The sequence below is a fragment of the Mesorhizobium sp. WSM4832 genome, assembly GCF_055811115.1.
This window is the reverse complement of sequence record NZ_JBVVQH010000002.1, coordinates 353,228-374,033: the sequence shown is the minus strand read 5'-3', so window position 1 is coordinate 374,033 and position 20,806 is coordinate 353,228. Positions and strand designations below refer to the sequence as shown.

Annotated in this window: 18 protein-coding genes; 12 read left to right on the top strand and 6 right to left on the bottom strand. The window is 65.6% G+C overall.

The features are described 5' to 3' along the window. Window positions 1–96 precede the first annotated feature (96 nt). From AC0L2L_RS04855 to AC0L2L_RS04800, 12 genes are all read left to right on the top strand, one after another. Window positions 97–1,590, top strand: a complete 1,494-nt coding sequence (locus AC0L2L_RS04855; protein ID WP_473576534.1) for a helicase HerA domain-containing protein — start codon at window positions 97–99, stop codon at window positions 1,588–1,590. Window positions 1,591–1,710: 120 nt separating this feature from the next. Further along, window positions 1,711–2,313: an ANTAR domain-containing response regulator gene (locus AC0L2L_RS04850; protein WP_473576533.1), complete on the top strand. Its 603-nt coding sequence runs from the start codon at window positions 1,711–1,713 to the stop codon at window positions 2,311–2,313. Next, the gene (locus AC0L2L_RS04845) at window positions 2,310–3,542 is read left to right on the top strand and encodes a CmpA/NrtA family ABC transporter substrate-binding protein (RefSeq protein WP_473576531.1); all 1,233 of its coding nucleotides are present in this window, start codon (window positions 2,310–2,312) and stop codon (window positions 3,540–3,542) included. Before AC0L2L_RS04850 ends, AC0L2L_RS04845 begins: the two co-directional genes overlap by 4 nt. Before the next feature lie 352 nt (window positions 3,543–3,894). Then, complete coding sequence (locus tag AC0L2L_RS04840) at window positions 3,895–5,211, top strand: CmpA/NrtA family ABC transporter substrate-binding protein (RefSeq protein ID WP_473576529.1); 1,317 nt, start codon at window positions 3,895–3,897, stop codon at window positions 5,209–5,211. Between the two features lie 111 nt (window positions 5,212–5,322). Further along, entirely contained in the window at window positions 5,323–6,213 is an 891-nt protein-coding gene (gene ntrB / locus AC0L2L_RS04835) for a nitrate ABC transporter permease (protein WP_473576527.1), read from the top strand. Window positions 6,214–6,223: 10 nt separating this feature from the next. Next, entirely contained in the window at window positions 6,224–7,021 is a 798-nt protein-coding gene (locus tag AC0L2L_RS04830; protein ID WP_473576525.1) for an ABC transporter ATP-binding protein, read from the top strand. Beyond that, complete coding sequence (locus AC0L2L_RS04825) at window positions 6,987–7,127, top strand: hypothetical protein (RefSeq protein ID WP_473576524.1); 141 nt, start codon at window positions 6,987–6,989, stop codon at window positions 7,125–7,127. The genes AC0L2L_RS04830 and AC0L2L_RS04825 overlap by 35 nt, the downstream gene beginning before the upstream one ends. A gap of 299 nt (window positions 7,128–7,426) precedes the next feature. Further along, complete coding sequence (locus tag AC0L2L_RS04820) at window positions 7,427–7,645, top strand: hypothetical protein (RefSeq protein ID WP_473576522.1); 219 nt, start codon at window positions 7,427–7,429, stop codon at window positions 7,643–7,645. Next, window positions 7,642–8,946, top strand: a complete 1,305-nt coding sequence (locus AC0L2L_RS04815) for an MFS transporter (RefSeq protein WP_473576521.1) — start codon at window positions 7,642–7,644, stop codon at window positions 8,944–8,946. Before AC0L2L_RS04820 ends, AC0L2L_RS04815 begins: the two co-directional genes overlap by 4 nt. Before the next feature lie 16 nt (window positions 8,947–8,962). Further along, entirely contained in the window at window positions 8,963–11,413 is a 2,451-nt protein-coding gene (gene nirB / locus AC0L2L_RS04810; RefSeq protein ID WP_473576520.1) for a nitrite reductase large subunit NirB, read from the top strand. A 20-nt stretch (window positions 11,414–11,433) separates the two neighbouring features. Next, the gene (gene nirD, locus AC0L2L_RS04805) at window positions 11,434–11,766 is read left to right on the top strand and encodes a nitrite reductase small subunit NirD (RefSeq protein WP_473576519.1); all 333 of its coding nucleotides are present in this window, start codon (window positions 11,434–11,436) and stop codon (window positions 11,764–11,766) included. A 3-nt stretch (window positions 11,767–11,769) separates the two neighbouring features. After that, window positions 11,770–14,463: a nitrate reductase gene (locus AC0L2L_RS04800; RefSeq protein WP_473576518.1), complete on the top strand. Its 2,694-nt coding sequence runs from the start codon at window positions 11,770–11,772 to the stop codon at window positions 14,461–14,463. Between the two features lie 93 nt (window positions 14,464–14,556). Here AC0L2L_RS04800 and AC0L2L_RS04795 read toward each other — a convergent pair whose 3' ends face one another. The 6 genes from AC0L2L_RS04795 to AC0L2L_RS04770 all read right to left on the bottom strand — a co-directional run bounded on the left by AC0L2L_RS04795 (window position 14,557) and on the right by AC0L2L_RS04770 (window position 20,798). Next, entirely contained in the window at window positions 14,557–15,111 is a 555-nt protein-coding gene (locus AC0L2L_RS04795; protein ID WP_473576517.1) for a hypothetical protein, read from the bottom strand. Between the two features lie 58 nt (window positions 15,112–15,169). Further along, window positions 15,170–16,156: an ABC transporter permease gene (locus tag AC0L2L_RS04790; protein ID WP_473576515.1), complete on the bottom strand. Its 987-nt coding sequence runs from the start codon at window positions 16,154–16,156 to the stop codon at window positions 15,170–15,172. Further along, complete coding sequence (locus tag AC0L2L_RS04785) at window positions 16,153–17,139, bottom strand: ABC transporter permease (protein ID WP_473576514.1); 987 nt, start codon at window positions 17,137–17,139, stop codon at window positions 16,153–16,155. The genes AC0L2L_RS04790 and AC0L2L_RS04785 overlap by 4 nt, the downstream gene beginning before the upstream one ends. Further along, window positions 17,136–18,680 (bottom strand): sugar ABC transporter ATP-binding protein, encoded by a 1,545-nt coding sequence (locus AC0L2L_RS04780; protein WP_473576513.1) that lies wholly within the window; start codon window positions 18,678–18,680, stop codon window positions 17,136–17,138. The genes AC0L2L_RS04785 and AC0L2L_RS04780 overlap by 4 nt, the downstream gene beginning before the upstream one ends. A gap of 102 nt (window positions 18,681–18,782) precedes the next feature. Beyond that, window positions 18,783–19,817, bottom strand: a complete 1,035-nt coding sequence (locus AC0L2L_RS04775) for an ABC transporter substrate-binding protein (protein WP_473576511.1) — start codon at window positions 19,815–19,817, stop codon at window positions 18,783–18,785. A gap of 66 nt (window positions 19,818–19,883) precedes the next feature. After that, window positions 19,884–20,798 (bottom strand): sugar phosphate isomerase/epimerase family protein, encoded by a 915-nt coding sequence (locus AC0L2L_RS04770; RefSeq protein WP_473576510.1) that lies wholly within the window; start codon window positions 20,796–20,798, stop codon window positions 19,884–19,886. Between the last annotated feature and the right edge of the window lie 8 nt (window positions 20,799–20,806).

Genomic DNA, 20,806 nt, shown 5'->3' with positions numbered 1-20,806 from the left:
CTCTTGTGCAGAATACCGGGGCGGCCAGCGATCGTATGCTCGACGCGCCGCGCTCAGGTTGGTAAGCCCGTCGCTCGCAGGGATCCGAGTCGAGACATGACCGTTGCAATCGAGATGGGGCAGACGTCGGCCGGCGCGCCCGCCGCCCTCGACCTTGAGGAACTGCTGGCGACCCGCCTGCTGGTGCAGGGCAATTCGGGCTCCGGCAAGTCGCATCTGTTGCGCCGACTGCTCGAACAGAGCGCGCCTTGGGTCCAGCAAACCATCATCGACCCAGAAGGTGATTTCGTGTCGCTCGGCGAACGCTACGGCCATCTGGTGATCGATGCCGAGGAGCATACCGAGCGCGGCCTGCAGGCGGCGGGCGAGCGGGCGCGCATCCACCGTGTCTCGACGGTGCTCAACCTCGAAGGGCTCGACGCCGAGAACCAGATGCGGCGCGCCGCCGCCTTCCTCGGCGGGTTGTTCGAGGTGGCGCGCGACCATTGGTATCCGATGCTGGTGGTGGTCGACGAGGCGCAGCTCTTCGCGCCCGCTGTCGCCGGTGAGGTTTCGGACGAGGCGCGCAAGCTCTCGCTGGGCGCCATGACCAACCTGATGTGCCGTGGCCGCAAGCGCGGGCTTGCCGGCATCATCGCCACGCAGCGGCTGGCGAAGCTTGCCAAGAACGTCGCGGCGGAAGCCTCCAACTTCCTGATGGGCCGCACCTTCCTCGACATCGACATGGCGCGCGCGGCCGACCTGCTCGGCATGGAGCGGCGCCAGGCCGAAGCGTTTCGCGACCTGGAGCGTGGGCATTTCATGGCGCTCGGTCCTGCCTTGTCGCGTCGCCCGCTAGGCGTGCGCATCGGCCAGACCGAAACCAGCCCGCGCAACGGCACGCCGCGGCTGATGCCGATGCCTGGGGCTGCGCTTGAAGATGCGCGCGCGATCATTCTTGCCGCGCCGCCGCCGGAGACAATGCGGCCGCAGCGCAGGTCTTCGCCCGATCTGCTCGACCAACTGATGGCGGCCAAGGCCGCGTCGCTGGACATCCGCCCCGAGCCGGCCGAGCCGCAGCCGAGCGCCGAGGACCTGGCCGAGCGGCGCGTGCGGATGGACCGTATCCTGCGCGCCATCCTGGCCGAGCCGGATGCAGGTTTCCGCGTCATCGGCGTGCTCTATCAGGAGTTCGTGGTCCGCTGCCGGATCGAAGGGCTCGCTTCCGTGGTGCCCGATCTTTCGGAATTCCGCCGCATGCTGACGCGGGCCCGCGCCGGCGTCGGCTCCGACATGGCCGAGGACGATGCATGGCGGGACGTGTCCGTGCGCGCCTCGCTGCTGCCCGAGGACATGCAAGGCGTGTTCATGATGATCGCCCGCGCCGCGAAGGAGGGCTGGCCATGCCCGAGCGACGCGGCGATCGCGCGGGCCTATGGCTCGCATTCGCTGCGCCGCGCGCGGCGGCTGCTCGACTATATCGAGGAGCAGGGCCTCATCGTCTGCCAGGTCGACGGCGCCGGCCGGCGCACGGTGACGCTGGTCGAGCTCGCCTGGGCGACGGCGCCGGGCGATCCCAACGCCGCAGAGCAGGACAGTTCGGCGGCGTGACCGGATCGATGGCCGGTGCTGATCCAAGATTCAACCAAGGCGCCGCACAACGGGAGCCTGAATCTCACCTCCAGCCGACTACCGCATTGCACAATTGCCCACCGGCTGCACAATAGGCGCATGTCCTCCGGTTCGTTGACCATCCTTGTTATCGACGAGAACCGCATCCGTGCCTCGATCATCGAGGCCGGATTGCGGGAGGCCGGCCATCGCCACGTCACGGTCGTCCATGACGTCGCGGGCATCGCCAAGCGCATCGCCGAGATCGAGCCGGATGTCATCGTCATCGATCTCGAAAATCCGAACCGCGACATGCTGGAGAACATGTTCCAGCTCTCGCGCGCGGTAAAACGGCCGATCGCCATGTTCGTCGACCGCTCCGACCAGGCCTCGATCGAGGCGGCCGTAGATGCCGGCGTGTCCGCCTATGTCGTCGACGGGCTGAAGAAGGAACGCATCAAGCCGATCCTCGACATGGCGATCAGCCGCTTCAACGCCTTTTCGCGCATGGCGCGCGAGCTGGAGGAGGCACGCAGCGAACTCGAGAACCGCAAGGTCATCGACCGGGCCAAGGGCATCTTGATGAAGTCGCGCGGCCTGGGCGAGGAAGCGGCTTACGCGCTGCTGCGGAAGACCGCCATGAACCAGAACCGCAAGATCGCCGATATCGCCCAAAGCCTGGTGACGGCAGCGGGATTGCTGGGGCCTCTGGAGGGCGAATGAGCATGGACGCGCCGTATGAGATCACCGCCGGTTTCATGCCGCTCTTCGACAGCGCCGTCCTGATCGCGGCCGGTGAGATGGGCTTTGCCGCCCGCGAGGACCTCGAGCTCAAGCTACATCGCGAGACCTCCTGGGCCAATATCCGCGACCGTATCGCCATCGGTCATTTCGACGTCGCCCACATGCTGGGGCCGATGCCGCTCGCCTGCAGCCTCGGTCTCACGCCGATTGCCTCCGAGACCATCGTGCCCTTCTCGCTCGGGCTCGGCGGCAACTGCGTCACCGTCTCCAATGCGGTGTGGGAGGGCATGGCGGCGCACGGGGCTGCGCCCGACCTCGAGCCCGCGCGGGCCGGTACCGCCCTTGGCGCACTGATCCGCGAGCGGGCGGCGGCCGGCCGCGAACCGCTGCGCTTTGCGGTCGTGCATCCGCATTCCGGACATAATTACGAACTGCGCTACTGGCTCGCCGCCTGCGGCGTCGATCCCGACCGCGACATCGAGATCGTCATCGTGCCGCCGCCCTTCATGGCCGACGCGCTGGCCGCCGGCCGCATCGACGGCTATTGCGTCGGCGAGCCTTGGAACAGCGCTGCCGTCGCCGCCGGCATCGGCCGTATCGTCACGGTCAAGGCGTTGTTGTGGCGCAACAGCCCGGAAAAGGTGATCGGCGCGCGCAGGGCGTGGGCAGAGGAAAACCCGGACGCCCTGGCCGCCTTGCTGAGAGCGCTGCATCATTCCGCCCGGTGGTGCCAGGAGCCGGCAAATCGCGGCGAACTGGCCGCATTGATGGCGAGGCCCGCTTTCCTCGGCCAGCCGGAGGCGATTCAGATGCCGATCCTGACCGGACAGCTTCAACTCGGCGGCGGCGCGGAACGGCACGTCGAGGATTTCTTCCTGCCCTTCGACAAGGCGGCAAATTTCCCCTGGAAGAGCCATGCGCTGTGGTTCTACACGCAGATGGTGCGCTGGGGCCAGTTGCCGCATACGCCGCAGAACCTGGCCATCGCCCGCGACTGCTATCGGCCCGATCTCTACCGCTCGGCGCTGAAACCGCTCGGCGTGGCGCTGCCTGGCGCCAATGCCAAGGTCGAGGGCGCGCTGAAGGTCGCGACGCCGGTCGGCTCCGCCGGGGCGAGTCTCGTGCTTGGTCCTGACGGATTCTTCGACGGCCAGATCTTCGACCCGGATCGGATCGATGCCTACATCGCGGGCCAGAAACGCGCCTGATCGTTTGCGCGCCATTCTTGTGCATTGCACAAGAATTATGCGTGCGCTTGCGCTAATGAGCAATCTTTGTCCTGCTCGCCTTGCCGGCCGGCGCGCGGATCATTGTCGCATATAATTGAATTAATTGATGTTTTTCATTCGGTTCGAAACTGGCACAGTTCCTGCTTCGCAATAGGCAGGCTCCTCAGGAGTCACGGAACAGGCGTCCAATGGCGGGCGCCACAGGCAAAGCTGCCGCTCAGGTCGATACGCGATCCCGGATGGACGGACGCGCGCGGCCTGGCCGGCAGCTTTTTTGTTTTGACCGACCACGAAATCGACGCGTCCCAAGCGGCGCCCAATGGAGATGACGATGACGAAACGGATCGGAACTGGAACGACGCTGAAGGGCATGACGCGGCGCGACTTCCTCGCCAGCAGCGCCATGGCGGCCGGGCTGCTCATGGCGGCACGCGAGCTGTTTCCCTCCGGCGCCTATGCGGCGACCACCGCGCCCGAGGTGACCGGCGCCAAGCTCGGCTTCATCGCCCTGACCGATGCAGCACCCCTGATGATCGCCAAGGAGAGGGGGCTGTTCGCCAAATACGGCATGCCCGACGTCGAGGTGCTGAAGCAGGCCTCCTGGGGCGCGACGCGCGACAATCTGGTGCTCGGCGGCGAGGCCAACGGCATCGACGGCGCCCACATCCTGACGCCGATGCCTTACCTCATGCACACCGGCAAGGTGACGCAGAACAAGCAGCCGCTGCCGATGGCGATCGTGGCGCGGCTGAACTACGACTGCCAGGGCATTTCGGTGGCACAGGAATACGCCGCAACCGGCGTCGGCCTCGACGCCTCCAAACTGAAGGAAGCCTTCGCCGCCAAGAAGGCGGCCGGCAAGGAAGTCAAGGCCGCGATGACCTTCCCGGGCGGCACGCATGACCTGTGGCTGCGCTACTGGCTGGCCGCCGGCGGCATCGACCCCGACAAGGACGTCTCGACGATCGTCGTGCCGCCGCCGCAGATGGTGGCCAACATGAAGGTCGGCAACATGGACGTGTTCTGTGTTGGCGAGCCGTGGAACGAGCAACTCGTCCACCAAGGCATCGGCTTCACCGCCGCGACCACGGGCGAGCTCTGGAAGGGCCATCCGGAAAAAGCGCTCGGCCTGCGCGCCGCCTTCATCGAGAAATACCCCAACGCAACCAAGGCGATCCTGATGGCCGTGATGGAAGCCCAGCAATGGTGCGAGGCCATGGAGAACAAAGACGAGATGGCCTCGATCATCGGCAAACGACAATGGATGAACGTGCCTGTCGCCGACATCATCGGTCGCCTCAAGGGCGATATCAACTACGGCAACGACCGCGTCGCCAAGGGCACCGACCTCTATATGAAGTTCTGGAAGGACGGGGTCTCCTATCCCTTCAAGAGCCACGACGCCTGGTTCCTCGCCGAGAACATCCGCTGGGGCAAGTTCGCGCCGACCACCGACATCAAGGCGCTGGTCGACCAGGTGAACCGCGAGGATCTGTGGCGCGAGGCGGCGAAGGATCTGGGCGTCGCCGCGAGCGATATCCCGGCATCGCCTTCGCGCGGCATCGAGACCTTCTTCGACGGCAAGACCTTCGATCCGGCCAACCCGTCCGCCTATCTCAACAGCCTGAAGATCAAGGCTTCGGCTTAAGCGCAGACGGCGCCGAAGGTGCCGTTTGTCGCCATCGGCGCAAGCGCAGCAAAGCGCGACGGCGCCTTCGCGCCGTCGTCGCCAACACCGCCCACGGAGTTTTTCTGCGACATGTCCATCCAATCCGTCGAGGACACCAAGGTGAAGGCGTTTCCGGCAAAGCCCGCCGAGGTCGTCGCCTTCGCCGCCAAGGCGAGGCGCCGCATCAACCCGCTCGCCATTGCCCGCCGGTTGGCGACGGCGCTGGTGCCGCCGGCCGTCGTCATCCTCATCCTGCTCGTCGTCTGGCAGGTGGCTTGCTCGTCGCCGACGGCCAGCCTGCCGCCGCCAAGCCAGGTGTGGAACGAGGCGTATGACCTGATCGCCCATCCGTTCTTCGACAACGGGCCGCAGGATATCGGTCTGGCCTGGCGCGTGCTGATCTCGCTGCAGCGCGTCGCCATCGGCTTCGGCATGGCGGCGGCGGTCGGCGTGGCGCTTGGCGCGCTCGTCGGCCAGTCGGTCTGGGCGATGCGCGGCCTCGACCCAGTGTTCCAGATCCTGCGCACCGTGCCGCCACTCGCCTGGCTGCCGCTGTCGCTCGCCGCCTTCCGCGACTCCAACCCGTCGGCGCTGTTCGTGATCTTCATCACCTCGATCTGGCCGGTGATCATCAACACCGCCGTTGGTGTCCGCAACATCCCCGAGGACTACCGCAACGTCGCCCGCATCCTGCGGCTCAACCAGCTCGAATTCTTCATCAAGATCATGGTGCCGGCCGCCGCGCCGTACATCTTCACGGGTCTCAGGATCGGCATCGGGCTGTCCTGGCTCGCCATCGTGGCCGCCGAGATGCTCACAGGCGGCGTCGGCATAGGCTTCTTCATCTGGGACGCCTGGAACTCGTCGCGGCTGCCCGACATCATCGTCGCCCTCGCCTATATCGGCGTCACCGGCTTCTGCCTCGACCGGCTGGTCGCAGCGGCCGGCGCCTTCGTCACCCGTGGCACAACGGCAAAGTGAGGAGGGCAGGATGGCCGCCTATCTGAAGCTCGACCATATCGACAAATCCTTCGTCCGTGGCGGCCAGGTCAGCGAGGTGCTGAAGGACATCAGGCTCACCATCGACGCCGGCGAGTTCGTCTCCATCATCGGCCATTCTGGCTGCGGCAAGTCGACCTTGCTCAACCTGATCGCCGGGCTGACCAAGGTTTCCAAGGGTGCCGTGCTGCTTGAGGACAAGGAGGTCGACTGCCCCGGCCCGGAGCGCGCCGTGGTGTTCCAGAACCACTCGCTGCTGCCCTGGCTCACTGTCTACGAGAACGTCAACCTTGCCGTGTCCAAGGTCTTTGGCCGGACAAAAAGCCGGGCAGAGCGGCATGGCTGGATCATGCGCAACCTCGACCTCGTGCAGATAGCGCATGCCAAGGACAAGCGTCCGGCCGAGATTTCCGGCGGCATGAAGCAGCGCGTGGGCATCGCCCGCGCTCTCGCCATGGAACCGAAGATCCTTCTGCTCGACGAGCCGTTCGGCGCGCTCGACGCGCTGACCCGCGCTCACCTCCAGGATGCGGTGATGGACATCCATGCCAGACTGGGCTCGACCATGATCATGATCACCCACGACGTCGACGAGGCGGTGCTTCTGTCCGACCGCATCGTGATGATGACCAACGGTCCGGCGGCCACCATCGGCGAGGTGCTTTCAGTGCCGCTCGCCCGCCCGCGCCGGCGCATCGAGCTTGCATCCGACCGCACCTTTCTGCGCTGCCGCGAGGCCGTGCTGAAGTTCCTCTATGAACGCCATCGCTTCGTCGAAGCTGCGCAGTAGCGCCACGACCGAAAAACTCGCCGTCATCGGCAACGGGACGATCTGCATCGACAATGAGCAATATACCGCACTGCACAAATATTATGCTGCCATGCGAGCATTCTGACTAATCTTTGATCCATCGCCGGGCCTGACCAATAGCCGTGCGGCTACCGTTTCGCGTTGATTTTATTCGGTTATTTCGAGAGCTGCCAAATTGGCACGCTTCTTGATTGTCAGAGTGTAGACCCGCAAGGGTCAAGAGACACGGCGTCCAATGGCGGGCGCCCCAGGCAAAGCTGCCGCTCAGGTCACCACGCGATCCCGGATGTACGGACGCGACAGGCCTGGACGGCAGCTTTTTTGTTTTGGACCCGAAACGCAATCGATGGCGCCAATCCCGCGCGGTGCCAACCGGAGACGACGATGACGAAACGGATCAGACCCTCGCTCAAGGATTTCGCCCGCCGCGATTTCCTGGCGAGCAGCATCCTGACGGCGGTGCTGTTCGCTGCGGCACTGCTCTTGTTCCCCGTCAGTCACGAGGCCGAGGGCAAGGGGCCGCAAGTGACCGCGCAAGTCCCGCCGCGCTTGATCAACAAAACATGCGGCGCCTCCCACGCCGCAAATCGGAGCCGACCATGACCGCAAACCTCCCAGCCGCGCCCAGCCAGGACAGTGCTCCCCGGCAGGCGCTCGTTATATCCACCATCGCCTTCACCGTCTGCTTCGCGGTGTGGACGATCTTTTCCATCATCGGCGTGCGCATCAAGCAGGAGCTCGGCCTGAACGAAACCGAGTTCGGCCTGCTGGTCGGCACGCCGATCCTGACAGGCTCGCTCGTGCGCATGGTGCTCGGCGTCTGGACCGACCGCTATGGCGGCCGCATCGTCTACACCATGACCATGCTCGCCGCGGCGGTGGCGACGTTCCTGCTCGCTTTCGCGCATACCTATGGGCAGATGCTGATCGCGGCGCTCGGCGTCGGGCTTGCCGGCGGCTCCTTCGCCGTCGGCGTCGCCTATGTCTCGCGCTTCTTCCCGGCTGGAAAACAGGGCACCGCGCTCGGCATCTTCGGTGTCGGCAATGTCGGCGCCGCAGTCACCAAGTTCCTGGCGCCGTTCGTGCTGCTTTCCTGGGGCTGGCAGTCGGTCGCGCTGATCTGGGCCGCTGCATTGGTGGTCATGGCCGCCGTGTTCTGGTTCATGACCGACGACGATCCCGTCATTCGCGAGCGCCGCGCCGGCAAGGCAACGCCGGCAAGAAGCTTCTGGCAGGAGTTCGCGCCGCTGAAGAACCTGCGGGTCTGGCGCTTCGCCTTCTACTACTTCTTCTCCTTCGGCGCGTTCGTGGCGCTGTCGCTCTGGCTGCCGCGCTACCTGATCGGCGTCTACGGCTTCGGCATCGCCACCGCCGGCATGATCGGCGCCGCCTATTCAATTCCGGCGAGCATCTTCCGCGCCTATGGCGGCGTGCTTTCCGACCGCATCGGCGCGCGTACCGTGCTGTACTGGACTTTCACCGTCTGTGCCGTCGCGACGCTCGTTCTGTCTCTCCCCTCGGCAGACTACGTCGTGCGCGGCATCAGCGGGCCGATCGCATTCCATTTCGAGATCGGCCCGCTTGCCTTCATCGCCGTCGCCTGCGTGCTCGGCTTTTTCATGAGCCTCGGCAAGGCCGCCGTCTACAAGCACATCCCGGTCTACTATCCGGGCAATGTCGGCGCGGTCGGCGGCGTGGTCGGGATGATCGGCGGGCTTGGCGGTTTCATCCTGCCGATCGCCTTCGGCGCGCTGAACGACTTCACCGGCGTCTGGTCGAGCTGCTTCATGCTGCTGTTCCTGCTCGTCGTCTCCTGCCTGGTCTGGATGCATCTCGCCGTCCGCCGGATGGAGCGCGCGGCCGAGGTCGAGACGCCGTCCCTTTCCTATGCCCCCGCCGAATAGACCGGAGCAGACCGACATGACCGAGAAACTCGTCATCATAGGCAATGGCATGGCGCCGGGCAGGATGCTCGAGCACCTGCTGGAGGCGGCCCCTGACCGCTATGCCGTCACCATCTTCAACGCCGAGCCGCGCGTGAACTACGACCGCATCATGCTCTCGCCGGTGCTGTCGGGCGAGAAGGCGTTCGAGGAAATCGTCATCCATGGCGACGGCTGGTACATCAAGCATGGCATCACCCTCTACAAGGGGCACAGGATCGTCGCCGTCGACCGGGAAGCCAAGACCGTCACCTCGGACCACGGCGTGACCGAAAGCTACGACAGGCTCGTCATCGCTACCGGCTCGGTGCCGTTCATCATCCCGGTGCCGGGCAAGGACTTGCCCGGCGTGCTCACCTACCGCGACCTCGACGACGTCGAGGCCATGCTGCTCGCCGCGCAGTCGCGCGCCAAAGCGGTCGTCATCGGCGGCGGCCTGCTCGGCCTGGAAGCCGCAGCCGGGCTCAAGGAACGCGGCATGGACGTCACCGTGCTGCACGTCATGCCGACACTGATGGAACGCCAGCTCGATCCGGCCGCCGGCTACCTGCTGCAGAAGGCCGTCGAGGCGCGCGGCATCAAGGTCGTGACCAAGGCCAACACCAAGGCAATCTTCGGCAACGGCAAGGTCGAGGGCGTCGAGCTCATGGACGGCACGATCATCCCGGCAACGCTGGTGGTGATGGCGGTCGGTATCCGCCCTAGCACTGCCCTGGCCAAAGAGGCCGGGCTGGAGGTCAATCGCGGCATTGTCGTCAACGACCGCATGGAAACCTCGGATGCGGCGATCATGGCGCTCGGCGAATGCGCGGAGGTCGGCGGCCATGTCTATGGGCTGGTCGCGCCCCTCTATGAGATGGCTCGGGTGGCGGCAGCCAGACTGGCGGACGGCGAGGACAAGCGCTTCGTCCATTCGGATACGCCGACCAAGCTCAAGGTCACCGGCATCGACCTCTACTCGCTGGGCGACTTCGCGGACGGCGACGACCGCGAGGAGATCATCCTGCGCGATGCATCAGCGGGCATCTACAAGCGCGTCGTGCTGCAGGACAACCGCATCATCGGCACGGTGCTGTTCGGCGAGACGGCCGACGGCGCCTGGTTCAACGACCTCAAGAAGAAGGCGACCGACATCTCGGAGATGCGCGACACGCTGATCTTCGGACAGGCATTCCAGGGGGGCGCTTCCTCGGACCCTTTGGCGGCCGTTGCAGCACTGGCGGATGATGCGGAAATCTGCGGCTGCAACGGCGTCTGCAAGGGCAAGATCACCGGCGCGATCACGGGCAAGGGGCTGACCGGGCTCGACGACGTGCGCGCCCACACCAAGGCCTCGGCCTCATGCGGCTCATGCACGGGCCTCGTCGAGCAGTTGCTGAAGCTCACGCTGGGCGAGGCCTACAATCCGGCGGCGGTGCAGCCCATGTGCTCCTGCACGAGCCTCGGCCACGACGACGTGCGCCGCCTGATCAAGGCGAAGGGATTGAAGTCGATTCCCGCCGTCATGCAGGAGCTCGAATGGAAGACCTCCTGCGGCTGCGCCAAGTGCCGCCCGGCGCTCAACTACTATCTCGTCTGCGACTGGCCGGACCAATATGCCGACGACTATCAGTCGCGCTTCATCAACGAGCGCGTGCATGCCAACATCCAGAAGGACGGCACCTATTCGGTCGTGCCGCGCATGTGGGGCGGGGTTACCAGCGCCGGTGAATTGCGCGCCATCGCAGACGTCGTCGACAAGTTCGAAATCCCGATGGTCAAGGTGACCGGTGGCCAGCGCATCGACATGCTGGGCATCCGCAAGGAAGACCTGCCGGCGGTGTGGGCCGATCTCGGCAAGGCCGGTTTCGTCTCCGGCCATGCCTATGCCAAGGGCCTGCGCACCGTGAAGACCTGCGTCGGCTCCGACTGGTGCCGTTTCGGCACGCAGGATTCGACGGGGCTGGGCATCCGCATCGAGAAGTTCATGTGGGGCTCCTGGACGCCGGCCAAGGTGAAGATGGCGGTATCGGGATGTCCGCGCAACTGCGCGGAAGCGACCTGCAAGGATGTCGGCGTGGTCTGCGTCGACTCTGGCTACGAGATCCACTTCGCGGGCGCCGCCGGCCTCGACATCAAGGGCACCGAAGTGCTCGGCATGGTGAAGACCGAGGACGAGGCGCTGGAGGTGATCGTGGCGCTCGTCCAGATGTATCGCGAGCAGGCCCGATATCTCGAGCGTATCTACAAATGGGCCAAGCGCGTCGGCACCGCTGAGATCAAACGCCAGATCCTCGACGACGCCGAGCGCCGCGGGAGCCTCTTCGAGCGCTTCGTCTTCTCGCAGAAATTCGCGCAGGTCGATCCCTGGTCCGAACGCGTCTCCGGCAAGGACAAGCACGAGTTCCGGCCGATGGCGTCGGTCGGGTTTGCGGAGGCGGCGGAGTGAGCCGAGCGGAAAGAAACAACATGAACTGGATCGCAATCGGCTCCATCGCCGACATTCCACCACGCGGCGCGCGCTGTGTCGAAACCCCGCAAGGCAAGATCGCTGTCTTCCGAACTGCGGACAACCAGGTCTTCGCCATCGACGATCACTGCCCGCATAAGGGCGGACCGCTCAGCCAGGGCATCGTCCATGGCGCGGCAGTGACCTGCCCGCTGCACAACTGGGTGATCTCGCTGGACACGGGCAAGGCGCTGGGCGCGGACGAAGGCTCGGTCAGGACGATCCCGGTTAAGCTCGAGGGCGAACGGCTCTACATCGCGCTTGAAGCGCTGGCCTCGTCGAAAGCGGCCTGAGGCATGGAAGAAGCACGCGAGGTGAGGACCACCTGCCCCTATTGCGGGGTCGGATGCGGCGTGCTGGCCGAGGTGGGGGGGGGGGGCGGGGCGCGCCGCCCCGCCCCCCCCCCCCCCCCCCCCCCCCCCCACCCCGATCATCCGGCCAATTTCGGGCGCCTCTGCTCGAAAGGTGCCGCGCTTGGCGAGACGCTCGGCCTTGAAGGCCGCTTGCTCCAGCCGGAAATCCGCGGCAGGCAGACCGATTGGGACGAAGCGCTCGACCTCGTCGCCGCGAAATTCTCGCAGGCGATTGCCGAGCACGGGCCGGACTCAGTCGCATTCTATGTCTCCGGCCAGTTGCTCACCGAGGATTACTACGTCGCCAACAAGCTGATGAAGGGCTTCATCGGCTCGGCCAATATCGACACCAATTCGCGGCTCTGCATGGCCTCGTCCGTCGCCGGCCACCGCCGCGCGTTCGGCGAGGACATCGTTCCCGGCGTCTATGAGGATTTCGACTGCGCCGATCTCATCGTGCTGACCGGCTCCAACACCGCCTGGTGCCATCCCGTGCTCTATCAGCGCATGCTCGCGGCGCGCAGGGAACGCGGGACCAGGATCGTCGTCATCGATCCGCGCCGCACCGCCACGGCCGACGAGTGCGACCTGCATCTGGCGCTCGATCCCGGCACGGATGTGCTCTTGTTCAACGGGCTGCTCGCGCATCTCGTCCAGGCCGGAAAGACCGATGCCGGCTTCATCCGCGACCATACGTCGGGCTTCGACGCGGCAGCCTCGCTCGCCGGCGCCGATGCGCCGTCGATCGCGCGTGTCGCGAAAGGCTGCGGCCTGGCAGCCGCCGATGTCGAAGCCTTCTACGATCTTTTTGCCGGCACCGAGCGAGCGGTCACCGTCTACAGCCAGGGCGTCAACCAATCGGCGCATGGCACCGACAAGGTCAATGCCATCATCAACTGCCATCTCGCCACCGGCCGCATCGGCAAGCCCGGCACGGGACCATTCTCGGTCACCGGCCAGCCGAATGCCATGGGCGGGCGCGAGGTGGGAGGCCTGGCCAACCAGCTCGCCGCGCATATGGACTTCACGGATCAGTCGGCTATCGACCGCGTCTCCCGCTTCTGGAAGGCGCCCAGCATCACGCGCCGCGGCGGCCTGAAGGCGGTGGATATGTTCCAGGCGGTCGCCGATGGCCGCATCAAGGCGCTGTGGGTCATGGGTACAAACCCGGCCGTCAGCATGCCCGACGCTTCACGCGTTCGGGCCGCCATGTCCAAATGCGATTTCGTCGCGGTCTCGGACGTGACCCGCACCGACACGACGCGCTATGCCGACGTGCTGTTGCCGGCAGCCGGTTGGGGCGAGAAGGACGGCACGGTCACCAATTCGGAACGGCGCCTCTCGCGTCAGCGGCCGTTCCTGCCGACGCCGGGCGAGGCGAGGGCCGACTGGCGCATCGTCTGCGATGTGGCCGAACGTATGGGCTACGGCGACGCCTTCGGCTATCAGTCACCGGCCGAAATCTTCCGCGAACATGCCGCGCTCTCCGCTTTCGAGAATGACGGCGGGCGCCTGTTCGACCTCGGCGGCGTGGCTGCTCTCAGCGACGAAGACTATTCGGCCTTCGCGCCGCGCCACTGGCCCGCGCCGCACCGAAACCAACGCCAGGCGAGGTTGTTCGCCGCCGGTCGTTTCCCGACCCCCGATGGTCGCGCTCGTTTCGTGCCGGTGCGACAGGAGGCGACGGCCTTCACGGTCGACGCGGACTATCCGCTTGCCCTGAACACCGGCCGGCTGCGCGACCAATGGCACACCATGACGCGCACCGGAAACGTGCCGCGCCTGATGGCGAACGCGCCGGAGCCCGCGGTCGACCTCAATCCGGCGGATGCGGCCGCCCATCATCTCAAGGATGGCGACCTAGCGCATCTTTCGACGCGCTTCGGCTTCGCCCGCGTAAGGGTGCGCATGACGGAGGCGCAGCGGCGCGGCCACGCCTTCATGTCCATGCACTGGAGCGGCCAGTTCGCGGCCAGGGCTGCGGCCGGCCTGTTGTCCTCGCCGGTGACCGACCCGCATTCCGGCCAGCCGGAACTCAAACACGTTCCGGCGAGGATCGTGCGGGAAGAGACCGGCTGGGCCGGCGTGCTCATCACGCGGCGCGATCTCAGGCCAACGGGTTTCGTCCATTGGAGCCGACAGGCGGTCGAGGGCGGCTGGGTCTACGAACTGACCGGGACCGAGCCGCCGGACCAGGGCATCCTCCTGGCGCGCAAGCTGCTCGGCGTCCAGCGGCAGGACCAACTCCTGGAATACACCGACCGCCGCGGGCTCGCCTATCGCGCCGCAGCCGTCGACGATGCCGGCGCCATGGCCGAAGCCCTGCTTGTCGCCGCTCCGGACCAGTTGCCGGTGCGGGACTGGCTGGTGTCGCTGCTTGCCACGCGCCAGCCGCTGTCAACTGCCGATCGCCACGCGCTCCTGTCCGGCCGCTCGCCGGTGCCGATGCCGGCCATCGGGCGCGTCGTATGCGCGTGCTTCCATGTCGGCGCCAATCAGCTTGCCTCGGCGGTTGCCGCCGGATGCGACAGTCTGGAAGCGATCGGGTCGACGCTGCGTGCCGGCACCAATTGCGGCTCGTGCCGCTCGGAGATCAGGGCGATCATCGATGCACGTCATGTGCAGGCGGCCGAGTAACCCATATGTGTCGCGGTCGCCGGCTTCGAAATGTTCTATTTCGACCTTCGCTCCGCTTGTTCCGATCCGGCGTAGGCCATAGTGCGTTTTGGCTCAGACGCCCGCGATTGCCAAAAGCCAGGCCAGAATATCGAGCAACAGAAAGAGCAGCGCTATCTGCAAGGCCGCCCGCAGGCGCTGGATAATTCGCCAGTTGCCGGCCATGTCTGCCGTGATGCGAAGGGCAAGCGCGCGGTGCATCGCCGTCATCGTTGTCGGCCCATCGCCATCGACATATTCACGGAGCAGTTCTTCCGGATCGAAGCGGAATGAGTATTGGTGGTAGGGCCAAAGCATGAAGACGATCAGCCCGCCGATGCTGAACAGCAGGGCCACCGCAATCCATTCCCAAAGCCCGAGCCCGTCGGAAAGGGCCGCGCCGCCGAGCAGCGAGTTCGCGAATGCGGTGGCGAAGATCAGGCTGCCGGCGCGGGTGCTCATGTTCTCCACCACGGTCTGCTGATGGGTGAGACCTCTCACCGCCTCCTGATAGATGAAGGCAAGGCGGGGATCGTCGTCGGCAAGGTCGCTTGCGGCGGTTCTGTTGGTTTCGCTCCCCCTCGGACGTTCTGCCATAGGCGTGACTCTCTGATACGGCAGGATGGGCAAACTTGGCTCAAATCCTTCGGCAACGGGTCAAAGCGGCCATTCGTTTAAGCACTTCCGCCTACCGGTCCTCGACGATCCGCAGATATGCCGCAGTCACGAACAGCACGATGAAGCCGAACAGGATGCGGCGGCCGCCTTCGGGCATCTGCAGGATGGTAAGCAGCGTCGTCAACACGGTCAGGATCAGAGCGCCGACGATGGTGCCCATGTAGCCGCCGCGGCCGCCGAAGATCGAGGTGCCGCCAATGACGGCGGCAGCCACCGAAGGCAACACCAGCGGCTCGGCGAGCGACAGCGAGGGGGCCTTGATCAGGCCGATATAAAGCAGGCCGGTGATGCCGGCGAGCAAGCTGGAGAGGACGTAGAGCGCCGTGATCACCTGCCAGTAGCGGACGCCGGAGAGTCTCGCAGCGTGCTCATTGTCGCCGACGGCGTAGAGCAGGCGGCCGAAGCCGGTGCGGTTGAGCATAAAGACGATCAGCACAGCCACCGGCACGAACAGGAAAAGCGCATTGGGAAAGCCGTAGGTGACGCCGGTGCCCAGCCAGCTCAGGAAATCCGGAATCTTGGCGCCGGAAGCGATCACGGTGCGCTGGTAGACCTGCAGGAAGCCGGTGCCGATCAGGCTGGTGCCAAGCGTCATGATCAGCGGATGGACGCGGAACACGCCGACGCCGATGCCGTTGACGAGGCCGATCAGCACCGCCGGCAGCATGGCCAGCAGGAAAGCCACCGCCGGATCCTGGTTGACGATCTGGGTCGCCATGATGAAGGCGCTCATGGTCGCCACCGTGCCGACGGAAAGGTCTATGCCGCCGGTCAGCATGGTCATGGTCTGGCAGCCGGCGAGGATCGCCAGCGGGATGGCGAACTTCGCCGTGTTGGCGAGCCAGCGCTCGTTGACGATGCCGGGGCGCAGGATCTGCAGGATCACCACAAGAATGATCAGCAGGATGATCAGCGGAATGAGCGGCCGATCGGCCATGAAGCGCTTGATGCGGCGGCCGAACGAGACAGGCTGGGGCATGGTCGCGGTGTCGGTCATGGCGTTGCTCCCACCGGGCGGCTTCGCATGGTGATGAAGGCGCCGAACATCACGACCGCGACCATGATGGCGCCCTCGATGATGGCGGTGACGTTGGGATCGATGGCCAAGAGCGTCAGGTCGGTACGCACCAGCCTCAGCACGAAGACGGCGATGATCGGCCCAAGCAGGCCGCCCTTGCCGCCGCCGAGCGCGACGCCGCCGAGCACCACCGCGGCGACGCTGGCGAGCAGGTAAGGCCCGGGGATCGGTGCGCCTATTCCGGTGCTGATGGTGAGCGACAATCCGCCCATCGCGCCGAACAGGCCGGAGAGCGCATAGGCAATGATCCTGGTGCGCGCCACCGGCACGCCGCTGCGGAAAGCGGCGAGCTCATTGCTGCCGATGGCGTAGATGGAGAGGCCGAGGCGTGAGCGCCTGAGCGGAATCCAGACGATGCAGAGACAGACGGCGAGCAGCACCAGCGCCTTGGGAACCCAGGCGTCGGCCCAATCCGGCAGGCCGGGGATCGGCGCGGTGCCGACAACGCTCGCCTTCAGCCATTCTGCGGCGGCGCCGCCCGGAGCGCCAAGCACAAGCAGCGCCGCGCCCTGCAGCACGAACAATGTCGCCAAAGTGACCACGATGTCCGGCACGCGGGTGACGACGATGAGGACGCCGTTCAGCGCGCCGAGCACCAGCCCCATGGCGAGCACGAAGGGTACGACGAACAGCGCATATTCCTCGCTGGCGCCGTTCATCATCGAGGCGGCCGTCACGCTGGTCAGCGCCATCATCGCGGCGACCGAAAGGTCGATGCCGCCGGCGATGACGACGACGGTCTGGGCTGCGACGGCAAAGGCGTAAGGCAGAACCGCCCGTGCCAGCGAGCCGAAGTCGCCGCTGCCATAGCCCGGCTGGATCAGCCTGGTGATGACGAAGACGAAGATCAGCAGGGCGAGCAGGCCGGCGACCCAGCCCTGATTGCGGAAGAAGCGGCTCATGACGCGGCCTCCGCACTGGAACCGGGTTTGACTTCCGCAAGAATGCCGACATCCGTCCTGGCGCCGCGCGGCAGGCCGTAGGCGGCCCGCATCAGCGCCGGCTCGTCAGCTTGCTCCACCGGGAAGGTATCGACGACGCGACCGCCGAAGATGACGATGACGCGGTCGCAGACACGCTGCACCTCTTCCATTTCGGATGTGTAGAACAGCACCGACTTGGCCTGGCCGGCGAGCTCGCGCAGCAGCTTGTAGATCTCCTGCTTGGTGCCGACGTCGATGCCGCGCGTCGCGTCGAAGCAAAGGATGGTGCGGGCATTCGCCGCTATCCAGCGGGCAATGGTCACCTTCTGCTGGTTGCCGCCGGAGAGGCGCTGCACTTCGCCCTGCGCTCGCGTGTCGATCTGCAATCGGGCGATGGCGCTGGAAACCACCACCTGCTCCCGGCGCATGCGGATCGGCCCCCATTTGCGAAGCGCGGCGCTGAACGGGAGCGCGATGTTCTCACGCACCGAGCGCTGCATGGCGAGAGCCTCGGTGCGGTCGCCAGGCACATAGGCGATGCCGGCCTGGATGGCGTCGCTCGGATGCGAGAATTTGACCGGCGCGCCATCGACGTCGATGGTGCCGCCCGTCGGGCGGATCGAGCCGGCAAGGGCGGCGAAGAGCTCGTCCTGGCCCTGTCCCTCCAGCGCAAACACGCCGACGACCTCGCCGTTGGCGAGATCGAAGGAGACGTCGTTGAGCTTGGTGCCGAGTTGCAGGTTGCGGACCGACAGCCGCGGGCGGCTGCCGTCGGCAACCGCGACATCGCTTGCCCCGCGCGCTGCGACACGGGTCTTCTCGATGCGGGTTCCGAGCATCATCTCGACGATTTTTTCCTCGATGCCCGGTTGGATGTCGACGACACCGACGGTGGAGCCGTCGCGCAGAACGGTCGCCCGGTCGCAAAGCGCGGAGATCTCGACGAAACGATGCGAGATGAAGATGACGGAACGGCCGGCGTCGCCTTGGCGGCGCACGACTTCAAGCACCTTCTCGGCGAGGTTCGCCGGCAACGCCGCGGTCATCTCGTCGAGCAGAAGCACGTCGGGTTCGACGGCAAGCGCGCGCGCCAGGTCGAGCACGCGCAGGATGGCCAAAGGGATATGGCGCGCGGTCTCGCGGATATCGAGGTCGGGAATGCCGAGCTCGCGCACCCAGGCGCGGAACGGCTCGACCGGCGTGCCGGTCAGCCGCAAATTGGACAAGACATCGAGATCGGGAATCAGCGACGGTTCCTGATAGACTGGCAGCAGGCCGGCGCGGCGGGCGGCGGCCGGCGAGCGGACATCAAGCTGCTCGCCGCGGATCAGGATGCGGCCGGCATCGGCGCGGAGCGCCCCGGTGAGGATCTTCACCAGTGTCGACTTGCCCGCGCCGTTGGCGCCCATCAGCGCGTGCACTTCGCCCGGCAGCACGGACAGCGAGGCGTTGCGCAGCGCGGCAACCGCGCCATAGTTCTTCGCTACGCCGGTGGCGTCGAGGAGTAGGTTGGTGGTCAAAGCGTTCTCGATCTAACGGCTCAAAATTATGCGTGCCAAATGAAATGGCAAGGACGCCAGACCTTGGTCCGGCGTCCTCGCGCTTTCGTTCAGATCAGGCGCTTATTCGCCCGGGCCCTTGCAGGCGACGATCTGATCCTTGGTGTAGGTTGTCCAATCGGGGATCGAAATCGACACCGGCCATTCGGGGCTGAGCGAGGGATCGACGACGCTCTTCAGCTTGGCCTTGCCTTCGTCGGTGGCGTTTTCCCAGAGCTGCGGCTCCACCAGCACGGTCTGCTGCGCCGGCTTCTTGCCGTCGAGGATCTGCAAGGCGAGCGTCACGCCGGCGCCGCCGATCGAGCCGGGATTGGTGACGGCCGCGCCGACCAGGTCCTTGACCGAGCTGAGCTGGCCGACAAAGCCGGCATTGTCGGCGCCGACGACCGGCACCATAGGGGCCTGCTGCTCGACCAGCGCATCGACGATGACGTTGTCGATGCCCGAGGTCCAGATGCCGTTGATCGGGGTGCCGGTGGCGAGGAAGGACAGGATCTGCTGCTTGGCCTGATCCTGCTGCCAGCCGGTGAACACTTCCTGCGCGACCTTCACGTCGGGGAATTCGGCCAGCGCCTTCTTGAAGCCTTTGTCGCGGTCGCTATCGGCCGAAGCGCCGGCGGCACCCCGCATATAGAACACCTCGCCCTTGCCGCCCATCTGCTGGAACAGCCACTTGGCGCCGAGATAGGCATATTGTTCCTGGTTGTTGGAAATGATGTAAGCGGACGGCTCGGTCACAGCCTGGTCGACGGCGACGACGACGATGCCAGCCTTGGTGGCTTCCTCGAGGCCGGCCTTGATGCCTGCCGGATCGGCCGGGTTGACGACGATGGCGTCGACCTTGGCGCTGATCAGGTTACGGATGTCCTCGAGCTGGCCGGCGGCGTCGGTGTTGCGGTGGGCGATGTTGAGCTTGGCCACCTCGCCGGAAGCGAGCGCCTGCGCCTTCATCGCGCAGATCATCTCCTCGCGCCAGCCATTGCCCTGCACGGTGTTGGAAATGCCGATCGTGTACTTGCCGGCGGCGACCGAGACGCCCACCGAGGCAAGCAAGGCGGCACCGGCAAGCAGCGAGGCGATGGTCAGTTGTTTCTTCATTTCTGTATTCCTCCACATTGATCTTTCAGTTCAGTTCCAGGGCTCCGATGCAATCGGAGCCAAGCCTTATTTGATGAAAGGGCGCAGCACATCGCGGGCAAGCAGGAAGCCGCGCTTGACCTTTTCGTCCGTCCCCTCGAAGCGGCGGTCCTCATGTTCGATGATGACCGGTCCGTCATATCCGGCCCGGTAAAGGCCGGAAAAGATCCTGCTCCAATCGATATCCCCAAGCCCCGGCATGCGCGGCACCTGCCAGCCTATGCCAGCCGAAAGGATTCCGCGCTCGTACAAACCATCATGATCAATCATCAGATCCTTGGCATGGACATGCAGCATGTGCTTGCCGAACTCGCGGATGAAGCGCTCCTTGTCGATCATCTGCCAGACAAGATGCGAAGGGTCGAAGTTCATGCCGACATCGCCGCCCCAGGCTTCGAGGATGCGGCGCCAGACATAAGGCGAATAGGCGATGTTGTGCCCCCCCGGCCATTCGTCATAGCTGAAGATCATAGGGCAGTTCTCGAAGGCGAGCTTCACGCCGTGGTCGCGCGCATGGGCGATGATCGCCGGCCAGACTTTCTGCGCGTCTTCCCAATTGGCATCGACGGTCTTCGATGCATCGCCGCCGCAGAAGGTGTTGACCAGCGGCACGCCCATATGGCTGGCCAGCACGATCACCTTCTTCAGATGGTCGATCACCGCTTCGCGATGCGCCCGGTCGGGATGCAAGGGATTGGGGTAGAAGCCTAGGCCGGAGATGGTTATGCCCCTGCCGGCAAGCTCGGCGGCAATGTCCCTGGCCTGCGAGGCCGAAGTGCCGGCGGCATCGATGTGGCTGGTGCCGGCATAGCGGCGGCTGTCGCCTGACGTTTTCGGCCAGCAGGCTATTTCCAGCGCTTCGAAACCGACCGAGCGCGCCCAGTCGACGACCTCGCCGAGCGGCGCATCCGGAAACGGTGCGGTGAGCAGTCCAAGCTTCATAGTCCCTC